Source organism: Gordonia sp. DT30 (assembly GCF_049844915.1).
Lineage (GTDB): Bacteria > Actinomycetota > Actinomycetes > Mycobacteriales > Mycobacteriaceae > Gordonia.
Genome location: NZ_JBNCLY010000019.1, coordinates 1 through 16,348 on the forward strand (window position 1 = coordinate 1; position 16,348 = coordinate 16,348).

The window sequence follows — 16,348 nt, forward strand, 5'->3', positions numbered from 1 at the left end:
CGTTCATTGGCTGCCGCGACCTCCAACAACGACTCATCCGAACACGGCGACAGATCCGTCGAACCCATCTGATCGAGGAGGGCATGCAACAACGCCACCTGCTCATCCGGTGTAAGAGCCGGCAGGTCGATCGTTGTCATTGTCACCCCCAGTGCAAGCCTGCGAACACAAGTTCGCAAGAACATGCGTACGAGTCTACACCGGATATGCCCGGTTGACTACCCTCTCTCGAAGAAATTTTCGGATTCCGCCCGCAGGCTTCGTCGGCGTCGGACCGCTGCGTTAAGATTCGCGCAAACGTTCGATAGATATCCACATTCGCGAGGGCGGGGAGGGAGACGCGCCGATGCGAATCGACAGCGCGGCCAGGCATGACGCCTCTATCCTGCACGCCGATCTCGACTCGTTCTATGCATCGGTCGAGCAGCGCGACGATCCGGCGCTGCGTGGCCGTCCCGTGCTCGTCGGCGGCGGGGTGGTTCTCGCCGCGAGCTACGAGGCCAAGGCCCACGGCGTGCGGACGCCGATGCCCGGCCGTGAGGCGCGTGCCCTCTGTCCGGGCGCCGTCGAGGTCCGTCCGCGTTTCGACGCGTACATGGAGGCCAGCCGCGCGGTGTTCGAGATCTTCCGCGACACCACGCCGCTGGTCGAGGGCATCTCCGTGGACGAGGCGTTCCTCGATGTCGCCGGGCTTCGGCGCCTCGTCGGCAGCCCCGTGTCCATCGCCGAGACCTTGCGGGCGCGGATTCGCACGGAGGTCGGACTGCCCATCACCGTCGGCCTGGCGCGCACCAAGTTCTTGGCCAAGGTCGCCAGCGCGGTCGGCAAGCCCGACGGCTTGCTGGAGGTCGCGGCGGGCACCGAATTGGCGTTCCTGCACCCACTTCCGGTGCGCCGACTGTGGGGAGTCGGCCCCGTCACCGAGGCGAAACTCGCCGACGCCGGCATCGCTACGGTCGGCGACATGGCCGCAATCGGCGAGAAGTCGTTGTGCCGCATCGTCGGTCCCGGCGCCGGGCGTCATCTGTTCGCCCTGTCCCTGGCGCAGGACCCGCGACACGTCGAGACCGGCAGGCGGCGTAGCTCCATCGGCTCACAACGTGCACTGGGCCGTCGAATCCGCGCGGAGGCCGACATCGAGGCCACCGTCATCGCCATCGTCGAACGATTGGGCAAGCGTCTGCGCGCCGCCGACCGGGTATCCCGAACAGTGGTGTTGCGCCTACGCTTCCACGACTTCTCGCGAGCCACACGATCGCGTACCCTGGCCGAGCCGACCGATCGCACGGAAGTGCTGATGAGTTGTGCGCGCGCGCTCTTCGATGAGGCGCGTCCGCTCATCCGCGAACGCGGCTGCACCCTTATCGGTCTGTCGCTGACCAACCTCGGTGACGACGACGCGTTGCAACTGGCCCTGCCCTTCGAGGACGACCATCAACCCCAACTCGACGCCGCGATGGACCAATTGTGCAACCGCTTCGGACGAGACTCCGTCACCCGCGCCGTGCTCGTCGGGCGCGATCATGGTGAGGACGCCCCGATGCTGCCGGACTCCTGACGTCGGCGGGGCTGAGACGAAACGATGACCGGCACGGGGCAGACTTGACCTTGACACCGTGACAACCTGTTGGCTGGTGGTGAAGGAGGTGGTCGACATGAACGCCATCGAGAACCACAGCACCAACCGGGACGAGCACATCGAACAGCTTCTCCGGGCCCTCGGCCATCCCGACCCGTCAGTTCGCCTGCGCGCCGCGATGTCTGTCGGCGCCTTCGGTTCCGAAGACCCGGCGGACCAACGAGTGTCGGCTCGATTGATCGAACAGAGTGCGGTGGAGCCGGACTTCTTCGTCCGCGACATGTTGACGTGGGCATTGTGCAGGCAGCCCGCCGACGTCACCGTCCCGCGGTTGCTCGCCGAACTCGACTCCGGCACCACTCAGGCGAAAAGCCAAGCGCTCCATACGCTGTCGAAGATCGGAGACCAGCGGGCTTGGCCGCGCGTCGCCGCGATGCTGCACGACGCCGACGACGAGGTCGCTCGCGCGGCCTGGCGCGCGGCAATCGCGTTGGCTCCCGCCGATGCCGTACCCGCCCTGGCCGGGGATCTCGCGATGGAGCTGGGCCGACGTCTCGACGAGGAGGCCCGGCGCAGTCTGAGCCGCGCGCTCGTCGCGCTCGGTGCGGCCGGGTACACGGTCGCCGAGGCCGCGTCGAGCAGCGCGGATGAAGCCGCGCGTACCCACGCGCGGGCCACGGTCTCATTGTTCGACGACCCCGACGCGGCGTTCACCGAATCGCTCGAGCAGGCGCGCCGGGTGGCGATACGGGGCGTCGATGCTGATCGGTGAGGTCGCCCGCCGCTCGGGGGTCTCGGCGCGCATGCTGCGGCACTATGACCGGCTCGGGCTGGTCTCGCCGACCGGACGCAGCGCCGGCGGCTATCGGCAGTACGCCGCGGGCGACCTGCGCAGGCTCTTCCAGGTGGAGAGCCTGCGCACGCTCGGTCTGTCCCTGCCGGAGGTGGCTGCCGCGCTGGACCACCCCGACGCCACCCCGGCAAAGATGGTCGACGAACTCATCCGGCGAACCCGCGACCGCATTGCCGCCGAGGAGGTGTTGCTCGACCGGTTGGAACGCGTCGCCGCGGTGTCGCCGGCGGACTGGACCGATGTGCTGGGTGTGGTGACGATGTTGCGCGATCTCCGGTCGTCGTCCGGGACCCGGCGCATCCAGGCGGTGCTGACTTCCGACGACGATGTGCTACCGGTCGCCGAGGTCGTGAAAGCGGCACTGGCCGAGCAAGATCCGAATGTCTTCGGGACGCTGGCCTGGTCGCTGGCACGGGTCGGCGATGCGGTCCTGGACCCGCTCGTCGAGGGGCTCGCAGCGCCGGACGCGGCGGTACGCGCGCGGGCCGTCCGGGTGATCGCAGCCATCGACTCCGACCGCGTCGAGCCGATCCTGCGCTCGGCCCTGGCCGACGATGCCGCTGCGGTGCGTGACCACGCCGCCGTCGAACTCGCCGAGCGTGGTTCGGTGGCGGCGATCGACGCACTGGTCGAGATGGTCGTCGCCGGTCGCCGCGACATCGAGGCGGCCGAGGCACTCGGGCTGCTCGCCGAAGACGCGCACCTCGCCGATCGTATCGTCGCCGATCTGAAACGTCCCCTCTTTCCGGGCAATCCCACATCGAGCGACCAAGTGCGGCTGCGGATTACGCAGGCCCTCGCCGAAATTCCCGGCGGTGCCGCGCGCATGCTGCTGGCAGACCTCGCGAACGATCCGGCGTACGTGGTCGCGATGACTGCCACCGCCATCCTCGCCGCTGCCGGCCGGTCGCCGAGGTGAGCGCAACGTGAACGGATGGGGCCGAAGGTCTCTTTCTCGAGCAGATTGACGAGCTTGTCTGACGAGCAGCGCCCGACACCGGTAAGAAGGAGAGAAGGAACCGCGGAATTCATCCAACGGCGTGAGAGGCCCACACGATGTCCCAAGGCACCGGAATCGCAGCGCATGCATATGAGAAGGCCGATATCGAGGCGGACCTGCGATGGTGGGCCGCCGCGAACTACCTCAATATCGCCCAGATCTATCTGCAGGACAACGTCTTGCTACGTGAACCGCTCACCGTCGACCACATCAAACCGCGGTTGCTCGGGCACTGGGGCACCAGCCCCGGGCTGTCGGCCATCTACACGGTGCTCAACCGCCTCATCAACGAGACCGGATCGGAGTGGCTCTACATCACCGGTCCCGGGCACGGCGGCCCCGCGTTGGTGGCCAACACCTACCTCGAGGGCACGTACTCGGAGGTGTACCCGGACATCTCGCTCGACGCCGACGGCGTCCGCCGCCTGTGCCGGCAGTTCTCGACGCCGGGCGGCATCCCGAGCCACGTCAGCGTCCAGACACCGGGCAGCATCCACGAGGGCGGTGAGCTCGGGTATGCGCTGGTGCACGCCGCCGGGGCCGCCTATGACGATCCCGATCTGATCGTCGCCGCCGTGGTCGGCGACGGCGAGGCCGAGACCGGCCCGCTGGCGGGGTCGTGGAAGATCCCGGCGTTTCTCAATCCGGCCCGCGACGGTGCCGTGCTGCCGATCCTGCACCTCAACGGTGCCAAGATCGCCGGCCCGACGGTCCTCGGCCGCAGCAGTGACGCGGACATCGCCGACTATCTGGGCGGCCAGGGCTGGCGTCCGGTATTCGTCGAGGGCGACGACCCCGAGCAGGTGTTTCCCGCCCTGCACACCGCGCTGACCGACGCCTACCGGGCGATCCGCGCGATCCAGGCGGACGCGCGCGGTGACGGATCGGGCGATTCCGCCGGCGCCGGCCGGGCCAAGTGGCCCGCGATCGTCTTGCGGACGCCGAAGGGGTGGACCGGCCCGAAGTTCGTGGACGGCAAGAAGATCGAGGGCACACACTGGGCGCATCAGGTCCCGTTGTCGGGGGTCAAGGAGAACCACGAGCATCTGCGGATGCTGGAGGACTGGCTGCGCTCGTATCGACCCGACGAACTCTTCGACGAGAACGGCACCGTGGTCGACTCCATCCGTGCACTCGCGCCAGAGGGCGACCTGCGTTTGGGTGCGACCCCGTACGCCAACGGCGGACGCCTGCTCAAACCGCTACGCCTGCCGCCGATCTCGCAGTACGCACTCGACATCTCCACGCCGGGCGTGCTGCTCCACGAGACGACCCGCGTGCTCGGCGAGTTCATGCGCGACATCTACCAGGAGAACGGCACACCCGACGGCGGCGGCAACTTCCGCCTGTTCTGCCCGGACGAGACGACGAGCAACCGTCTCGGCGCCGTCTTCGAGGTCACCGAACGTTGCTGGCAGCTTCCGACCACCGAGTACGACGATGATCTCTCGGCATCCGGCCGGGTCATGGAGGTGCTCAGCGAGCATCTGTGCCAGGGCTGGCTCGAGGGCTACACGCTCTCCGGCCGACATGGTCTGTTCGCGACGTACGAGGCCTTCGCAATGGTGAGTGCATCCATGGTGGTGCAACACACCAAGTGGCTGCAGCACGCCGCGGAATTGCCTTGGCGCGAACCGGTTTCGTCGCTCAACATCCTGCTGACCTCCACCTGCTGGCGTAACGATCACAACGGCTTCTCCCATCAGGGGCCCGGGTTGATCGACCTGGTGCTGCCGCTGTCGCCGGACGTCGTGCGGGTGTGGCTGCCACCGGACTCGAATTCGTTGCTGTCGATCGCCGACCACTGCTTCCGCAGTCGCGACCACGTCAACGTGCTCGTCGCCGACAAGCAGCCCCACCTGCAATACCTGACCCTCGACGAGGCCAACGAACAGGCCGCGGCGGGCGCCTCCATCTGGGAGTGGGCGGGCACCGAGGCACGCGACGACGGGCCGGGAGAAGCCGTGGTCCCCGACGTCGTGCTCGCCGCCGCCGGTGACGTCCCGACGCAGGAGGTGCTGGCCGCCGCGCAGTTGCTGCGTGACTGGGTGCCGTACCTGCGGACACGGGTGGTCAACGTGATGGATCTGATGGCGCTGCTCCCGCAGAACGATCACCCGCACGGCTTTTCGGAGGACAAGTTCATCGAGCTGTTCACCCGCGACACCGATGTGGTCTTCGCCTTCCACGGCTATCCCAGGGCCATCCACCAACTCGTGCACGGCCGCACCCATCCGGGTCGCTTCCACGTGCGCGGGTTCTCCGAGCAGGGCACCACGACGACTCCGTTCGACATGGTGGTGCTCAACAAGATGAGCCGCTACCACCTGGTACTCGAGGCTCTTCGACGTTCTCGCCGCGCCCCCGAGAAGGGCACCGAGCTCGCCGAGTATTGCCGGACGCAGTTGGCCAGACACCACGACTACGTGCGCGAACACTTCGAGGATCTCCCGGAGATCCGGGATTGGACGTGGGGGTGACAGGGCCTGCGCTGCGCGCGCTCCGGTGAGCACGCTGTATTGCGACGCAGTGGCGGTTCGAACCTGGCCGGACTCTCGTTCCCGTTCTTGCGGGAGAAGCTGCACGGCCGCTCCGATCCCCGCATCGTCGCCGCGGAGCCGGCTGCGTGCCCGTCGATCACCGAGGGGGAGTACCGCTACGACCACGGCGACGTCGCCGGACTGACGCCGCTTCTCAAGATGCACACGCTTGGAATGGATTTCGTGCCCGACCCGATCCACGCCGGTGGCCTTCGCTATCACGGAATGGCGCCGGCTCTGAGCCACACCGTCGAGCTCGGTCTCGTGCAGGGTGTGGCGATCGGGCAAAGGGACGCCTTCGCGGCCGGCATCACATTCGCCCGGACGCAGGGGATCGTGCCCGCCCCGGAATCGACACACGCGATCGCTGCAGCGGCGGCACATGTCGCCGACAGCGACACCGAAGAGGTTATCGTCATCGGGCTTTCCGGACATGGTCAGCTCGATCTGCCGGCGTATGCGGAGTACCTCGACGGAAAGATGATGCTCGACGGCAAATGACGAGGACCACATGACACGGCCCCGATCGGAGGCAGTAGGAATGGCTGACACCGCGCATTTGGTGCTCGCTCACTACCACCCGGCAGACGGTCAGCACACGAGGGTGCTCGATCTGCTCGAACAGCTCGCAGCCGCCAGTCGGGACGAGCCGGGAAATCGGGGATATGACTACTTCGTCTCCCCGGACGGTGCCGAGGAGATCCTGATCGTCGAAAGGTACGGCAGTGCCGCCGATTTCGTGGCACACCGAGAGTCCGAGCACTTCCAGCGTCTCGGGGCGCAGCAGATCATCCCATTGCTCGCGCGGCGCCACGTCGAAGAGTTCCCGCTCCGATGACGTTTGGGGCAAACGACAGTGCCTGAACAGAGGCGGAAGCCCGAGTCCCGGGCCGGCGCCCTATGAAGTTCTCAAGGAACAGTTGCGGTCCCGGCCGGGCCGGGTGCAAGGGGCAGAAAGATCTAGCAGGAGAGCCTGTTTCAGGCAGCGCTGTCGAGTCGTAGCGTGCGCCGGCTGTAGGCCGGTAGTGGTCGTCGTTTTGGGTCGACGGTGGCGGGTGGGATCAGCCACGGATGTCGGTCGAAGCCCATGATCACGTCCCACCCTCGGTCGTGGACGTCGTGGTGGCAGGCGGTGCACAGCAGGCACCCGTTGTCGAGGTCGGTGGGGCCACCATCGACCCACGACACGAGGTGATGCGCTTGTGTGCGCGATGCGGGCGCGCCACATTTCACGCAGCACTCATCCCTGAGCAGCAACGCTTTTCGTTGTGCCGGTGTGAACAGGCGTTTCTCGCGTCCGACGTTCAGCGGCACCTGTTCACCGTCGACGATGACGACGGTGACCGCAGCATCACAACCCAACGTCCTCGCGGTCGCGGGTGTCACCGATCCCATGAACTCCAACGCGGACAGCTTCGGGGTATCGGCGGGGATGGTCAACAGGACGCCGCCGGTCGGTTTGCACGACACGGTCTCGTCAGCAAGTCCCTTCTCGGCGAGCTCGAGAATGGATTCGAAGGCATCGGCGCGCCTGTGTTGTGCTGGCCGCGGATCATGCGAGCCGTCGGGTTGCGGTTTCGGCGCCGACAGCGCTTCGACGAGACTGTGCAGTTTTTCCCCGGCAACGGCATCGAGGTTGGCGCGTACATCGAGGCGGCCATCATCGGTTTTGTGGTAGCCGAGTTCGTTGATCGACTTGTCTTCGGCGGCAGGTTTGCCATCGTCGGTGTCGGCGGCGAGCTCATTCGCGATGGTACGGGCATGATCGGAGATCTGCGCCGGCGTCATGCCCGCCGACGACCACGACATCAGTGACATCAACTGTGCTGACCGCAGGTCGGCGTCGACGGGTTCCGGTGACCGAGACGCGATGTGCGACAGCCCCCGCACGATTGCGTCGGCGTGTTCGGACGAGATGGAACCGTCAGCGGCGTGGCGCAGGAGTGAGTCGATGTCGGTAGCGGTACCGATCCGCACAAATCGCGAGGCGACCGCGGGCGCGCACCCCATCACGACCAGCAGTTCCCGCAACCGACGGCCCTTGCCGTCGGCGACACCGAGTCGGTCAAGATCACCGGTCAACGTGGCGGCATGATGGTCGGCGAGATTGCGGATCAGCAGAATCTGCTGAAGCGCGGCGTGTGCTTGCGGCCCGGTCACATCCGGGCCGGTGCGCAGCTCGGCGAGCAGGTCGACAACGCCGGCCAGAATAGCTGCGGTATCGGTGCTTTCGACGGTTCCGTCGGCGATCATGGTGCCCCCCTTGGTGATCGATTCGATGTTTCCATACTACGCGCAGCCACGGACAATCAGCCACGATCTTGTCGGGCTCTGTGCATCGAATACTGCTTGTGGACAACATGGTTCGCGGCATCGATGAACGCGCGATTCTGTCGGTGAGGTCTGGTAGGGAGGGTCCACCTCAGTGGCCATCGGAGAGCAGCGCGTCCAGTGGGACCGTCGGAAGGTGAATCCACCCCTCGCGCTGGGCAATTACGCGGTCGATGCCCTCGAGGAGACGTGTATCGCCCAGATCGGCTGCGCGCGCGACCAAGGCGGTGATCACCGCGTCGAAAGCGTCGTCGTCGCGCTCCATCAATGCCCGGTGCGGCCCGAGTCGAAGCCATGGTGCGGCATCGGCAAGGGTCGAGACGAGCTCGGCGAGCGCGGCGCGATTGGCCGTCCGCTTGTACCCCCGCGACTGCATTCCCCAATGTCGCAGTGCCCCGGCCGGATACGCCTCGACGGCCCAGCCGTCGACGCGATCATCGACGCCGAGGTCGGCGACGAGTCCGGCGCACCGAAAGGCGACGTGCGCGATCCTGTCCGCCGACACGCTCAGCGGCCGGCCGACGACCACTCGATGACCGCTCGATGACCGCGACCGCCGTCGAGGCGGGTGATGCCGCGAGATCGATTCCGGCCGTTCGTGTCACCGATTCAGCGGTAGACGCATCAGGACCCGTGGGAAGCCATCGAGCACAGAGGTCGTGTCGGCGGCCTTGGTGAAGCCGACCCGTTCGAACATCGACTGGGTACCGACGAAGGCCATCGTGAGATCGACGCGCTCGCCCCCGTTGTCGACAGGGTATGCCTCGATCGCCGGAGCACCGTTCGCGCGCGCGAACTCGACGGCACCGGCGATCAACGGATGCACGATCCCGGTCTTGCGGTGACCGGGGCGCACCCGCAGACACCACAGCGACCAGACGTCGAGGTCGTCGACGTGCGGAATCTTGCGATTGCGCGCGAAGTTGGAGGCAGAGCGTGGTGCGACCGCTGCCCAGCCGACGACCTCATCGTCGAGATAGGCGAGCACGCCGGGCGGGGGATCGGCGGCGCACAGCTTCTCGACGTATCGACCGCGTTCCTCTTTCACGAGAGAACGGTTGAGTTTGCTGGGGAGTCGATGGCTCAGACACCAGCAGACGGTGGCATCGGGGCGTTTCGGGCCGACCATGATGGCGACGTCATCGAAGTTCGAGGCCGGTCGGACCGACAGTGTCATGCCAGGTGCCGGGCCGCGTGGGGGACGGCGTCGCGGGGCTTCTTGCCCTGGAAGCCCTCGCCGATGGCGCGCAGCTTCCACTCACCGTGCTCGCGTGAGATGACCGCCATGGTCACGCCGGTGAACGGCATCCCGCCGGCGAGGGTGAAGCGGGCCAGCTCGGCGCCGGTGGTCTCGTCGACGAGCCGGCAGAACGCGTTGTCGACCTCCTGGAATGTCTGCCCCTGATACGAGGTGACGGTGAAGACGAGATTGTCGATGGCCGGATGGATTGCGGTGAGGTCGACGCGGATCACCTCGTCGTCGCCCTCGCCCTGACCGGTCAGATTGTCACCGGAATGCACGATCGAGTTGTCGTCGCTGCGCAGACTGCCGTAATAGACGATGTCGGCGATCTGGCCGGCGCTGAACATCAGCACCGACGCGTCGAGGTCGATGTCACGTTGGCGTCCGCCGAAGAACCCGCCGCGGGTGATCGGGTCCCAGCCGAGGCCCATCCGGATGCGGGTGAGCGCCACCCCGCCGTCCTTGCGGAGCGAAACCTTCTGTCCCTTCACCAGATCCACGCGCCGGTTCTTGGTCAGGCTGATCTCGCCGGGAGCACCGGCCGGTGGCGTCCGAGCGGGCGCCGGGGGAGGTGGCACCGGGGCGGCCGGCGGTGCGGGAGCGGCCGGGGGAGTCGCGGCGGGTGCGTCGTCGACGGAGACCCCGTGATCGCGGATCAGATCGGCGAACCCACCTGCGTAACCCTGGCCGACCGCGCGCACCTTCCAGTCCGTCCCACGCCGGTACAACTCGAGGGCCACGACCACCGATTCGCTGGACAGCCCGTCGACGGTGAAGGTGAACAACTCGGCGCCGCGGGCGTCGGCCACCCGCGCGACCGGTGGCGCCACACGACCGAAATTCGACGACGCGTCGTCGAGAGTCACGACGGCGCGCACGGCATGTATGTCGGCGGGCAGCCCATCGGTCCGCACCCGTAGGACTTGCCGACCCGTCGGATTCTGCAACTCGACGCCGGGCCCGGTGGGCTGGTTGTAGAAGATGAAATCGGCGTCCGTCCGCACCTTGATCGCGTCGGTCACCAACAATGCCGACAGATCCGCTGCGGTGCCGACGTCGACCGAGATCAACACCTCACCGCCGGGGAGCGGCGCGTTCTGTCCTTTGGTCAGTGCGGTCATGACCCAATCTTGGCATCTGCGCCGACCCGTGCGAGAAACCATTCGAGAATCTGCTCGCCGGCGATCGCACCCGGCTCGGTGGTGACGGTCAGATCGGGGCACATCCAGTCGATGCCGTGGAGCTCTCCGTGGCATGGCCGAATCGCGGCGTCGGCATATTCGAGCAGGTCGATGTCGAGGCGACCGTCGCCGGCCGCATACACCGGGGCATCTGCGTCGAGTGCGCCCTCATCGATGAGTCGTGCCCGCACGTGGGCGAGCGCCGCCGACTTGGTGACCTCACGCGGCAACGCATAGATCTTTCGGCCCTGCTGCGAGACGGTCCACCCGCGGGCGGCGCACCAGCCACGCCAGTCGTCGAGGAATGCCGCCGGCTGCCGGTCGAGGTCGACGACGACGTAACAGAACAAGTCGTCCGCGGTCCGCGACGAGCGGACCCAGGAGTCGTCGATCCGGGTGTGCAGCGCCGAGGTCACCTCGGCCAGCGGCGCGCAGGTCCGCACCCGGCGCTCGACCTCGGCGCGCCACTGCGGATCGTCGCCGCCGGCACACAGGATCCGGCCGCCGCTGGAGACGATGGCATATCGGAACGGGCTGCCGGGCAGCGTGATCCGGGCAAACTGGGCCGGCGTGCGAGTGGTCACCGGGACCACCGGCGCCACGGCGGCGAGCCGCGACAGCAGGGTATGGGCGCGTGGCGTGAGATACGACAACGGTGCGTCCTGATAGATCTCGACGCAGACCGGATCGAGGGCGGCGAACTGCTGCTCGCCCATGGCCGTTCGGGAAAAGATCAGCGTCCGGTCGAGGTCGGTGGCGATCAGGTCGCTCACGCATCCTCCTTGATGAGTCCGACACACGAGTACGCGAGATCGGACCGGACCTCGATCGGCACACCGCGTTCGGCGGCGAGTATCCGAATATGTTGGTGCTCGGGCAGATCCGCCGCCCGCACGAGGATCATCCATGGCACTCGCCGGAGCAGGACCCGGGTGGTCTCGCCGACGCCGGGTTTGACGAAGTTCACCGACGATACGCCGTATTCCTCACGCAGCCGCTCCATGGATTCCCAGCCGGACCACCGCGGCTCGCGATCACCCGAACGCACTGCGGCCAACCGGGTTCGGACCTGCGGCGCAACGGTGGCGAACTGCGCGGACACGGTGTCCAGGAAGAGGTTCGACACGTCGAACTCGCGCAGATGCCGGTAGAACTTGCCGCCGTGGAACTCGGCGGGGCCGATGTGGTCGGCATTGAGGACGGTGCGTGACACCAGTCCGGACACCGTCGAGTTCAGGCAGGCCGATGCGATGAGAAAGTCGTCCCGGGTCCCGAACGTGCGGGTACACGAACCGGGGTCGGCGAGCACCGCCAGCTCGTCGTCGAGCCGGGCGCCACCGGCACGTGCGTACCCGGCGAGGGCCGCGGAGAGTTCCCGCTGGATCGCCCCCTTGCCCGTCCACCCGTCGACGAAGACCACCGACTCCGGGCGATGCCGGGCGGCGATGTGGTCGAGGGCCATGGTATCGATGCCCCGGTCCCGCACGATCGAGATGGTGTAGTGCGGCGCATCGACGCTGTGCGCGAATGCCATCCAGCGCCGCATCAAGATCCCGACCGGCGTCCCGGCGCGGGCCAGCGACACCAGTGTGGGCACGTCGTCGCGCTCGGCGAGCACCAATTCGCTGACCACGCCGGTGGCCTCGGCGAGTCGTGCGGCCGAATCACGCAGTGCCGCATGGAACAGTTCCTGGTACTGCTCTCCCGGCTGATACTCGATCGGCAGCGACTCGGCGTAATGTGCCTTCCCCGACTGGATTCGGCGCTCCCGTTCGGCGAGGTCGCCCTCCAGGGCCACCTGCGACAGATCCTTCAGTAGCCAGGTGACCTCGTCGGCGGCATACGAGCCGAACTCGGGTCCGCACAGCGGCGGTGTCGAGACGGGGACGCTCATCGGGCGGCTCCGCCGGTGGGCAGGATCGCCAGGCACACGTCATGACCGGCGGCGGTGAGGACGTCGAGGAGGCCGCCCTCGGCGCGGAGCAGCTCCGTGTCGGCGGGCCGGTCGATCACCATGACCACCGTCGGCAGTACCGCCGGAGTGCGGTCGGGGGCGTCCGGTGCGAGCAGGTTATACACGAAACGTGGTGTGGTCGGGTCGGATTCGGGTGCGGTGAACGTGAACCCGCGGCGCAGCGGATAACCGTCGACGTCCCGGACCTGCGCGGGCGAGCGGGTCGTCGTCTGATAGCGCGTGGGCACCCCGGCTCGCTCGAGGTGCTCGGCCAGGCACAGCGGTAGATACATGAGCTCCTCGTGGCCAACCACCACGGTCTCGCGCTCGGGGTCGAGGGCGCCGAGCACCTCGGCGGCGGCAATCCCGACGGCCAGATCGAAAGGCGCGGTGTCACTGTGGGCGAAGCCGTGTCGGCCGCCGTCGGGCACGCCGCCGGGCCATGGCAGATGCAACTCGTCGACCCGGCCGCGGTGGGTGCCGACCGGATTGAGGGGATCGGCTGTGGCGGCCCACACCGACTCGAGGAGACCGTCGGGAAGCTCGACGCGACCATCCGCGAGTGCGACGTAATCGATGCGAACGCCGAGTTCGGCAGCTGCGCGGGCGGTTTCGGCCCGGTGGGCGTCGGTACGCATGTCCACCAGGGACGCCACCACATAGTGGGTACGCGCAGCGATTTGTTGGAGCGATGCGATCGCCCGCAACGCCGTCGAGCCGGTGGAGATCTCGTCGTCGACCAGCACCAGGGGTGCGTCCGGGTCGAGCGCGAGCAACTCGGGAGAGCTCGGGAGCAGCAGGTGGGTGGTGGCGTGCGAATGGCCCTCCTCGAAGGTGCCGTACACCGAGGCTCCCTCGACCGCCCGACGCGTCGAATGCAGGTACATCCGAGCCGACAACCTGTGCGCCACACAGTGTCCCAGGCCGGTGGCGGTCTCGGCGAAGCCGAGGACCGTACTGCGGGGCGCGAGGTCGGCACCCAGCAGGTTGATCACGGCGTCACCGAGATCATCGGCGGCGGCGCGCACCCGGCTCGGTGCGGTCGGGATGTGTTTGCCGAGCACCGTCGACACCAGCAGATGCGCGCGACGACGGTTGCGCCGCAGTCCCAGAACGACGAGATCGTGGACAGTCCAAGACGATTGCCCGGCGCGTCCGGCCAGCGTCACCCCGAACCGGTCGGTGACCCAGCCCCCGGCAACCCGGTCCGCAGCGGGTGAGGCGGTGGTGCTCACGCGGCGTCCACCGCGGTCAGCAGGTCGACGAAGTTGACGCCGGGGGCGGTCACCCCGAAGGCGGCCGCCCGGTCCATGACCCGCATCGCCCAATTCCGGTGTGGCTTCATCTCGTTCATCTTGTTGCGGTACGACGACGCCGCGACGCCACCGGCGTCGACAGCCAGAATGTCGAGGGCGTCGCGATACTCCTCATGGGTGACCACACTCAACGCGTGCACCGGTCCCGCATGCGCCGGATGGATGACGGTCTTGCCGTGCATACCGTTCGCCCGGTCGAGGGCGATCTCCCGAAGGAGGCCGTCGAGATCATGGCTGACGAGCTGCTGGCGGAACAACACCGCGTCGTGGTCGCGGAACGGAGTGGTGCGCAGCTGTGGCACGAAGAGCCGTTCGTGGTCGGCGAAGTACTCCCAGACCGGGCCGGTGATGATGTGTCCGTCCTCGGCGCGGCCCAGGATGTTGACGACCGACGCGATGGCGTCGGCGGCCACCCGCACGTCGTAGATCGTCAGATCGCGGGCGCGGCGAATCCCGAAGAGTCCGCACATGTCGGTGGCGCCGATGCGCACTGCCAGCACGGTGGCTCGGTACTCGTCCAAAGCCTGTGCAATGCCGAGCAACTCGTCGTCGCGGGTCTCCCGGTGGACCAGCGCGGCCGACTCGAGCACCGGCATCGCCCACAACTGCCCGCCCAGCGCTGTCCCGGCCCGCCGCACCGCTTCCAGCGCCGTAGTGGCCTCGGCGGCGGTGAACTTGGGCAGCACGAATCCCGACAGCGCGCCTGCGGAGTCCAGCATCGAGGTGATCGTCTCGATCTGCGAGGTGTGCCGCACGCGCACGAACAGCAGCATCTCGCCGGCGGCGGTGCCCTCGAGGTGGCGCAGTGCCCGGACGGTCGCCGCGATGGCCTCGTCGGACTGGTGGTCGGCGATCGCATCCTCGAGGTCGATGACCATCGAGATGACACCTTCCCGGTGGCGGCGTTCGATGACCGCGGCCAGATCGGGTCGGGTCGCCGGCACGTAGAGCGTCGCGCCCAGCGCGACAGCGATCCGCTGCGTCGGCCACTGGCCCGAGATCGCTTCGGGCCGGTGCAGGAACAGGTGATCGAGGACGTCGGAGGAGAGCTGGTGGAAGTGGGTGGGGCCGGGGCCGCTCGTCGTGGTGTCCACACCCCTCGGGGCGGTCGTGGTCATCGTGCGCCCACTTGTCCTCTCATTCGGTCGACGATCTCGATGACGCGTTGATCGACAGCGCGTAGTTGCGTCAGATATGACCAGTAGTCGGGATGAACTCGGTCCAGCGCCCCCCGGGCTCTCGAGATCCGCTCGGCCTGAGCATCGAGCACCGAACCCCATTCGTCAACCAGTGAGTTGTTGACCGCGAAGTGTTGTGCGTCCCGTAGCCGGAACCGCACACGTTGTTCGGTCGCGGCCGGGTCGGCTTGCACATCGCGCAGCAGCCGTAACCGGTCGCCCACGGCGTCGACGGCCTGCTCGGCGGCGTCGAGGTCGTCGCGGGCGGCCTCTGCCTCGTCGATCGCCTGGTCGGGCATACCGCGCACCACCGCACGTGACTTTTCGAGATGTGCGTCGGCGGCCCGGAGGTGGTCTCGGATCACCGTGTCGGAGTTCTGCAGGTCCTGCGAACAATCGGCGCTGAACTCGCGGCGCAGCGCGGACAGCTGGTCGGGAACCTGACCCTGACGCGTCCCGATCGCGCTGCGCCGGGTATCGACCGACCGGATGACGCGCGCGGCCCGATCGGCGAAGCCGGGGGCGTCGGTCAACGCGGTGCCGACGTGTTCGGCGGCGGCGAGCACAGCGGTTGCCGCCGACTTGCGCCCCCGGATGCCCTCGGCGCGTTCGAATGCGACGGCGGCATCGCGCAACTCGTCGGCGGCGCGTGCCACGGTGCGCAGCCCGAGGAGGGACGCCGGGGCCTGTTCGAGCGCGGCGGTGGACTCGGTGGCGGCCACCCGCGCCCGCTGTTCGAGCACGCCGAGTTCGGTGACCGAGTGCCGCGCCCGGTCGAGCTCGCGGGCGTGGGTCTGGGCGAACCGGTTCATCTCCTCGGTCATCGAGGTCAGCGAATCGGTGCACTGTAGGAGTTCGTCGGGACGGGGACCGGCACCATCGGCGGCGGGAGCGCCGGAGTTCACCGCGGCCGAGAGCCGCAGGTATTCGGCAGTCACCTCGGCGTACCGTTCCCGGACGGCCGTCCACTCGTCACGCAGCCGCGATCGTGAGTCGAGGTCGTGGGCCGTCTGCACCGCGGAGTCGATGTCGGAGAGCGCCTGTTCGGACGCGAGGAACGCCGACGTCATTTGGATCGAGTACTCACCGAGATCGGCATATGCGCGTGAGCTGCCTCCGAACCATCTCCTCGCGAACTTCCTGGGCACGCCCACGATGCTATCGACTAGCTTC

General features: G+C 67.7%; 14 protein-coding genes and 1 pseudogene. 6 read left to right on the forward strand and 9 right to left on the reverse strand.

The genetic code is table 11. From position 1 onward, the window contains the following. The first annotated feature begins 346 nt into the window (after window positions 1–346). The 6 genes from dinB to ACLQ3C_RS16490 all read left to right on the forward strand — a co-directional run bounded on the left by dinB (window position 347) and on the right by ACLQ3C_RS16490 (window position 6,810). On the forward strand, window positions 347–1,558 hold the full coding sequence (dinB, locus tag ACLQ3C_RS16465) for a DNA polymerase IV (protein ID WP_425706162.1): 1,212 nt from the start codon (window positions 347–349) through the stop codon (window positions 1,556–1,558). A 97-nt stretch (window positions 1,559–1,655) separates the two neighbouring features. Next, the gene (locus ACLQ3C_RS16470; protein ID WP_425706244.1) at window positions 1,656–2,351 is read left to right on the forward strand and encodes a HEAT repeat domain-containing protein; all 696 of its coding nucleotides are present in this window, start codon (window positions 1,656–1,658) and stop codon (window positions 2,349–2,351) included. Then, window positions 2,338–3,351 (forward strand): HEAT repeat domain-containing protein, encoded by a 1,014-nt coding sequence (locus tag ACLQ3C_RS16475; protein ID WP_425706163.1) that lies wholly within the window; start codon window positions 2,338–2,340, stop codon window positions 3,349–3,351. Before ACLQ3C_RS16470 ends, ACLQ3C_RS16475 begins: the two co-directional genes overlap by 14 nt. Window positions 3,352–3,488: 137 nt before the next feature. Continuing rightward, the gene (locus ACLQ3C_RS16480; protein ID WP_425706164.1) at window positions 3,489–5,912 is read left to right on the forward strand and encodes a phosphoketolase family protein; all 2,424 of its coding nucleotides are present in this window, start codon (window positions 3,489–3,491) and stop codon (window positions 5,910–5,912) included. A gap of 6 nt (window positions 5,913–5,918) precedes the next feature. Then, the gene (locus tag ACLQ3C_RS16485) at window positions 5,919–6,473 is read left to right on the forward strand and encodes a pyridoxal-phosphate dependent enzyme (RefSeq protein ID WP_425706245.1); all 555 of its coding nucleotides are present in this window, start codon (window positions 5,919–5,921) and stop codon (window positions 6,471–6,473) included. 40 nt (window positions 6,474–6,513) lie between these two features. Beyond that, on the forward strand, window positions 6,514–6,810 hold the full coding sequence (locus tag ACLQ3C_RS16490) for a putative quinol monooxygenase (protein ID WP_425706165.1): 297 nt from the start codon (window positions 6,514–6,516) through the stop codon (window positions 6,808–6,810). 140 nt (window positions 6,811–6,950) lie between these two features. On the opposite strand, the gene ACLQ3C_RS16495 is transcribed toward ACLQ3C_RS16490, so the two are convergent. From ACLQ3C_RS16495 to ACLQ3C_RS16535, 9 genes and pseudogenes are all read right to left on the reverse strand, one after another. Continuing rightward, window positions 6,951–8,225: a DUF222 domain-containing protein gene (locus ACLQ3C_RS16495; RefSeq protein WP_425706166.1), complete on the reverse strand. Its 1,275-nt coding sequence runs from the start codon at window positions 8,223–8,225 to the stop codon at window positions 6,951–6,953. Window positions 8,226–8,394: 169 nt separating this feature from the next. Further along, a pseudogene (locus ACLQ3C_RS16500) lies at window positions 8,395–8,892 on the reverse strand (DUF429 domain-containing protein); the annotation flags it as partial. A gap of 12 nt (window positions 8,893–8,904) precedes the next feature. After that, window positions 8,905–9,480 (reverse strand): GNAT family N-acetyltransferase, encoded by a 576-nt coding sequence (locus ACLQ3C_RS16505; RefSeq protein ID WP_425706167.1) that lies wholly within the window; start codon window positions 9,478–9,480, stop codon window positions 8,905–8,907. Beyond that, window positions 9,477–10,667 (reverse strand): TerD family protein, encoded by a 1,191-nt coding sequence (locus tag ACLQ3C_RS16510; RefSeq protein ID WP_425706168.1) that lies wholly within the window; start codon window positions 10,665–10,667, stop codon window positions 9,477–9,479. The genes ACLQ3C_RS16505 and ACLQ3C_RS16510 overlap by 4 nt, the downstream gene beginning before the upstream one ends. Next, a complete protein-coding gene (locus tag ACLQ3C_RS16515) occupies window positions 10,664–11,500 on the reverse strand; it encodes an HAD family hydrolase (RefSeq protein ID WP_425706169.1) in 837 nt (278 codons plus the stop codon). The genes ACLQ3C_RS16510 and ACLQ3C_RS16515 overlap by 4 nt, the downstream gene beginning before the upstream one ends. Beyond that, entirely contained in the window at window positions 11,497–12,621 is a 1,125-nt protein-coding gene (locus tag ACLQ3C_RS16520) for a cysteine protease StiP family protein (RefSeq protein WP_425706170.1), read from the reverse strand. The genes ACLQ3C_RS16515 and ACLQ3C_RS16520 overlap by 4 nt, the downstream gene beginning before the upstream one ends. Then, the gene (locus ACLQ3C_RS16525) at window positions 12,618–13,916 is read right to left on the reverse strand and encodes a phosphoribosyltransferase family protein (protein ID WP_425706171.1); all 1,299 of its coding nucleotides are present in this window, start codon (window positions 13,914–13,916) and stop codon (window positions 12,618–12,620) included. Before ACLQ3C_RS16525 ends, ACLQ3C_RS16520 begins: the two co-directional genes overlap by 4 nt. Next, window positions 13,913–15,115 carry an HpcH/HpaI aldolase/citrate lyase family protein gene (locus ACLQ3C_RS16530; RefSeq protein WP_425706172.1) on the reverse strand — a complete coding sequence of 401 codons (1,203 nt, stop codon included), beginning with the start codon at window positions 15,113–15,115 and terminating at the stop codon, window positions 13,913–13,915. Before ACLQ3C_RS16530 ends, ACLQ3C_RS16525 begins: the two co-directional genes overlap by 4 nt. After that, complete coding sequence (locus ACLQ3C_RS16535) at window positions 15,112–16,245, reverse strand: hypothetical protein (protein ID WP_425706246.1); 1,134 nt, start codon at window positions 16,243–16,245, stop codon at window positions 15,112–15,114. Before ACLQ3C_RS16535 ends, ACLQ3C_RS16530 begins: the two co-directional genes overlap by 4 nt. Between the last annotated feature and the right edge of the window lie 103 nt (window positions 16,246–16,348).

Bases quoted from the DNA above. Each gene is read 5' to 3' on its own strand.
- dinB (WP_425706162.1), top strand. From the start codon at position 347: ATGCGAATCGACAGCGCGGCCAGGCATGACGCCTCTATCCTGCACGCC.
- ACLQ3C_RS16470 (WP_425706244.1), top strand. From the start codon at position 1,656: ATGAACGCCATCGAGAACCACAGCACCAACCGGGACGAGCACATCGAA.
- ACLQ3C_RS16475 (WP_425706163.1), top strand. From the start codon at position 2,338: ATGCTGATCGGTGAGGTCGCCCGCCGCTCGGGGGTCTCGGCGCGCATG.
- ACLQ3C_RS16480 (WP_425706164.1), top strand. From the start codon at position 3,489: ATGTCCCAAGGCACCGGAATCGCAGCGCATGCATATGAGAAGGCCGAT.
- ACLQ3C_RS16490 (WP_425706165.1), top strand. From the start codon at position 6,514: ATGGCTGACACCGCGCATTTGGTGCTCGCTCACTACCACCCGGCAGAC.
- ACLQ3C_RS16495 (WP_425706166.1), bottom strand. From the start codon at position 8,225: ATGATCGCCGACGGAACCGTCGAAAGCACCGATACCGCAGCTATTCTG.
- ACLQ3C_RS16505 (WP_425706167.1), bottom strand. From the start codon at position 9,480: ATGACACTGTCGGTCCGACCGGCCTCGAACTTCGATGACGTCGCCATC.
- ACLQ3C_RS16510 (WP_425706168.1), bottom strand. From the start codon at position 10,667: ATGACCGCACTGACCAAAGGACAGAACGCGCCGCTCCCCGGCGGTGAG.
- ACLQ3C_RS16520 (WP_425706170.1), bottom strand. From the start codon at position 12,621: ATGAGCGTCCCCGTCTCGACACCGCCGCTGTGCGGACCCGAGTTCGGC.
- ACLQ3C_RS16530 (WP_425706172.1), bottom strand. From the start codon at position 15,115: ATGACCACGACCGCCCCGAGGGGTGTGGACACCACGACGAGCGGCCCC.
- ACLQ3C_RS16535 (WP_425706246.1), bottom strand. From the start codon at position 16,245: ATGACGTCGGCGTTCCTCGCGTCCGAACAGGCGCTCTCCGACATCGAC.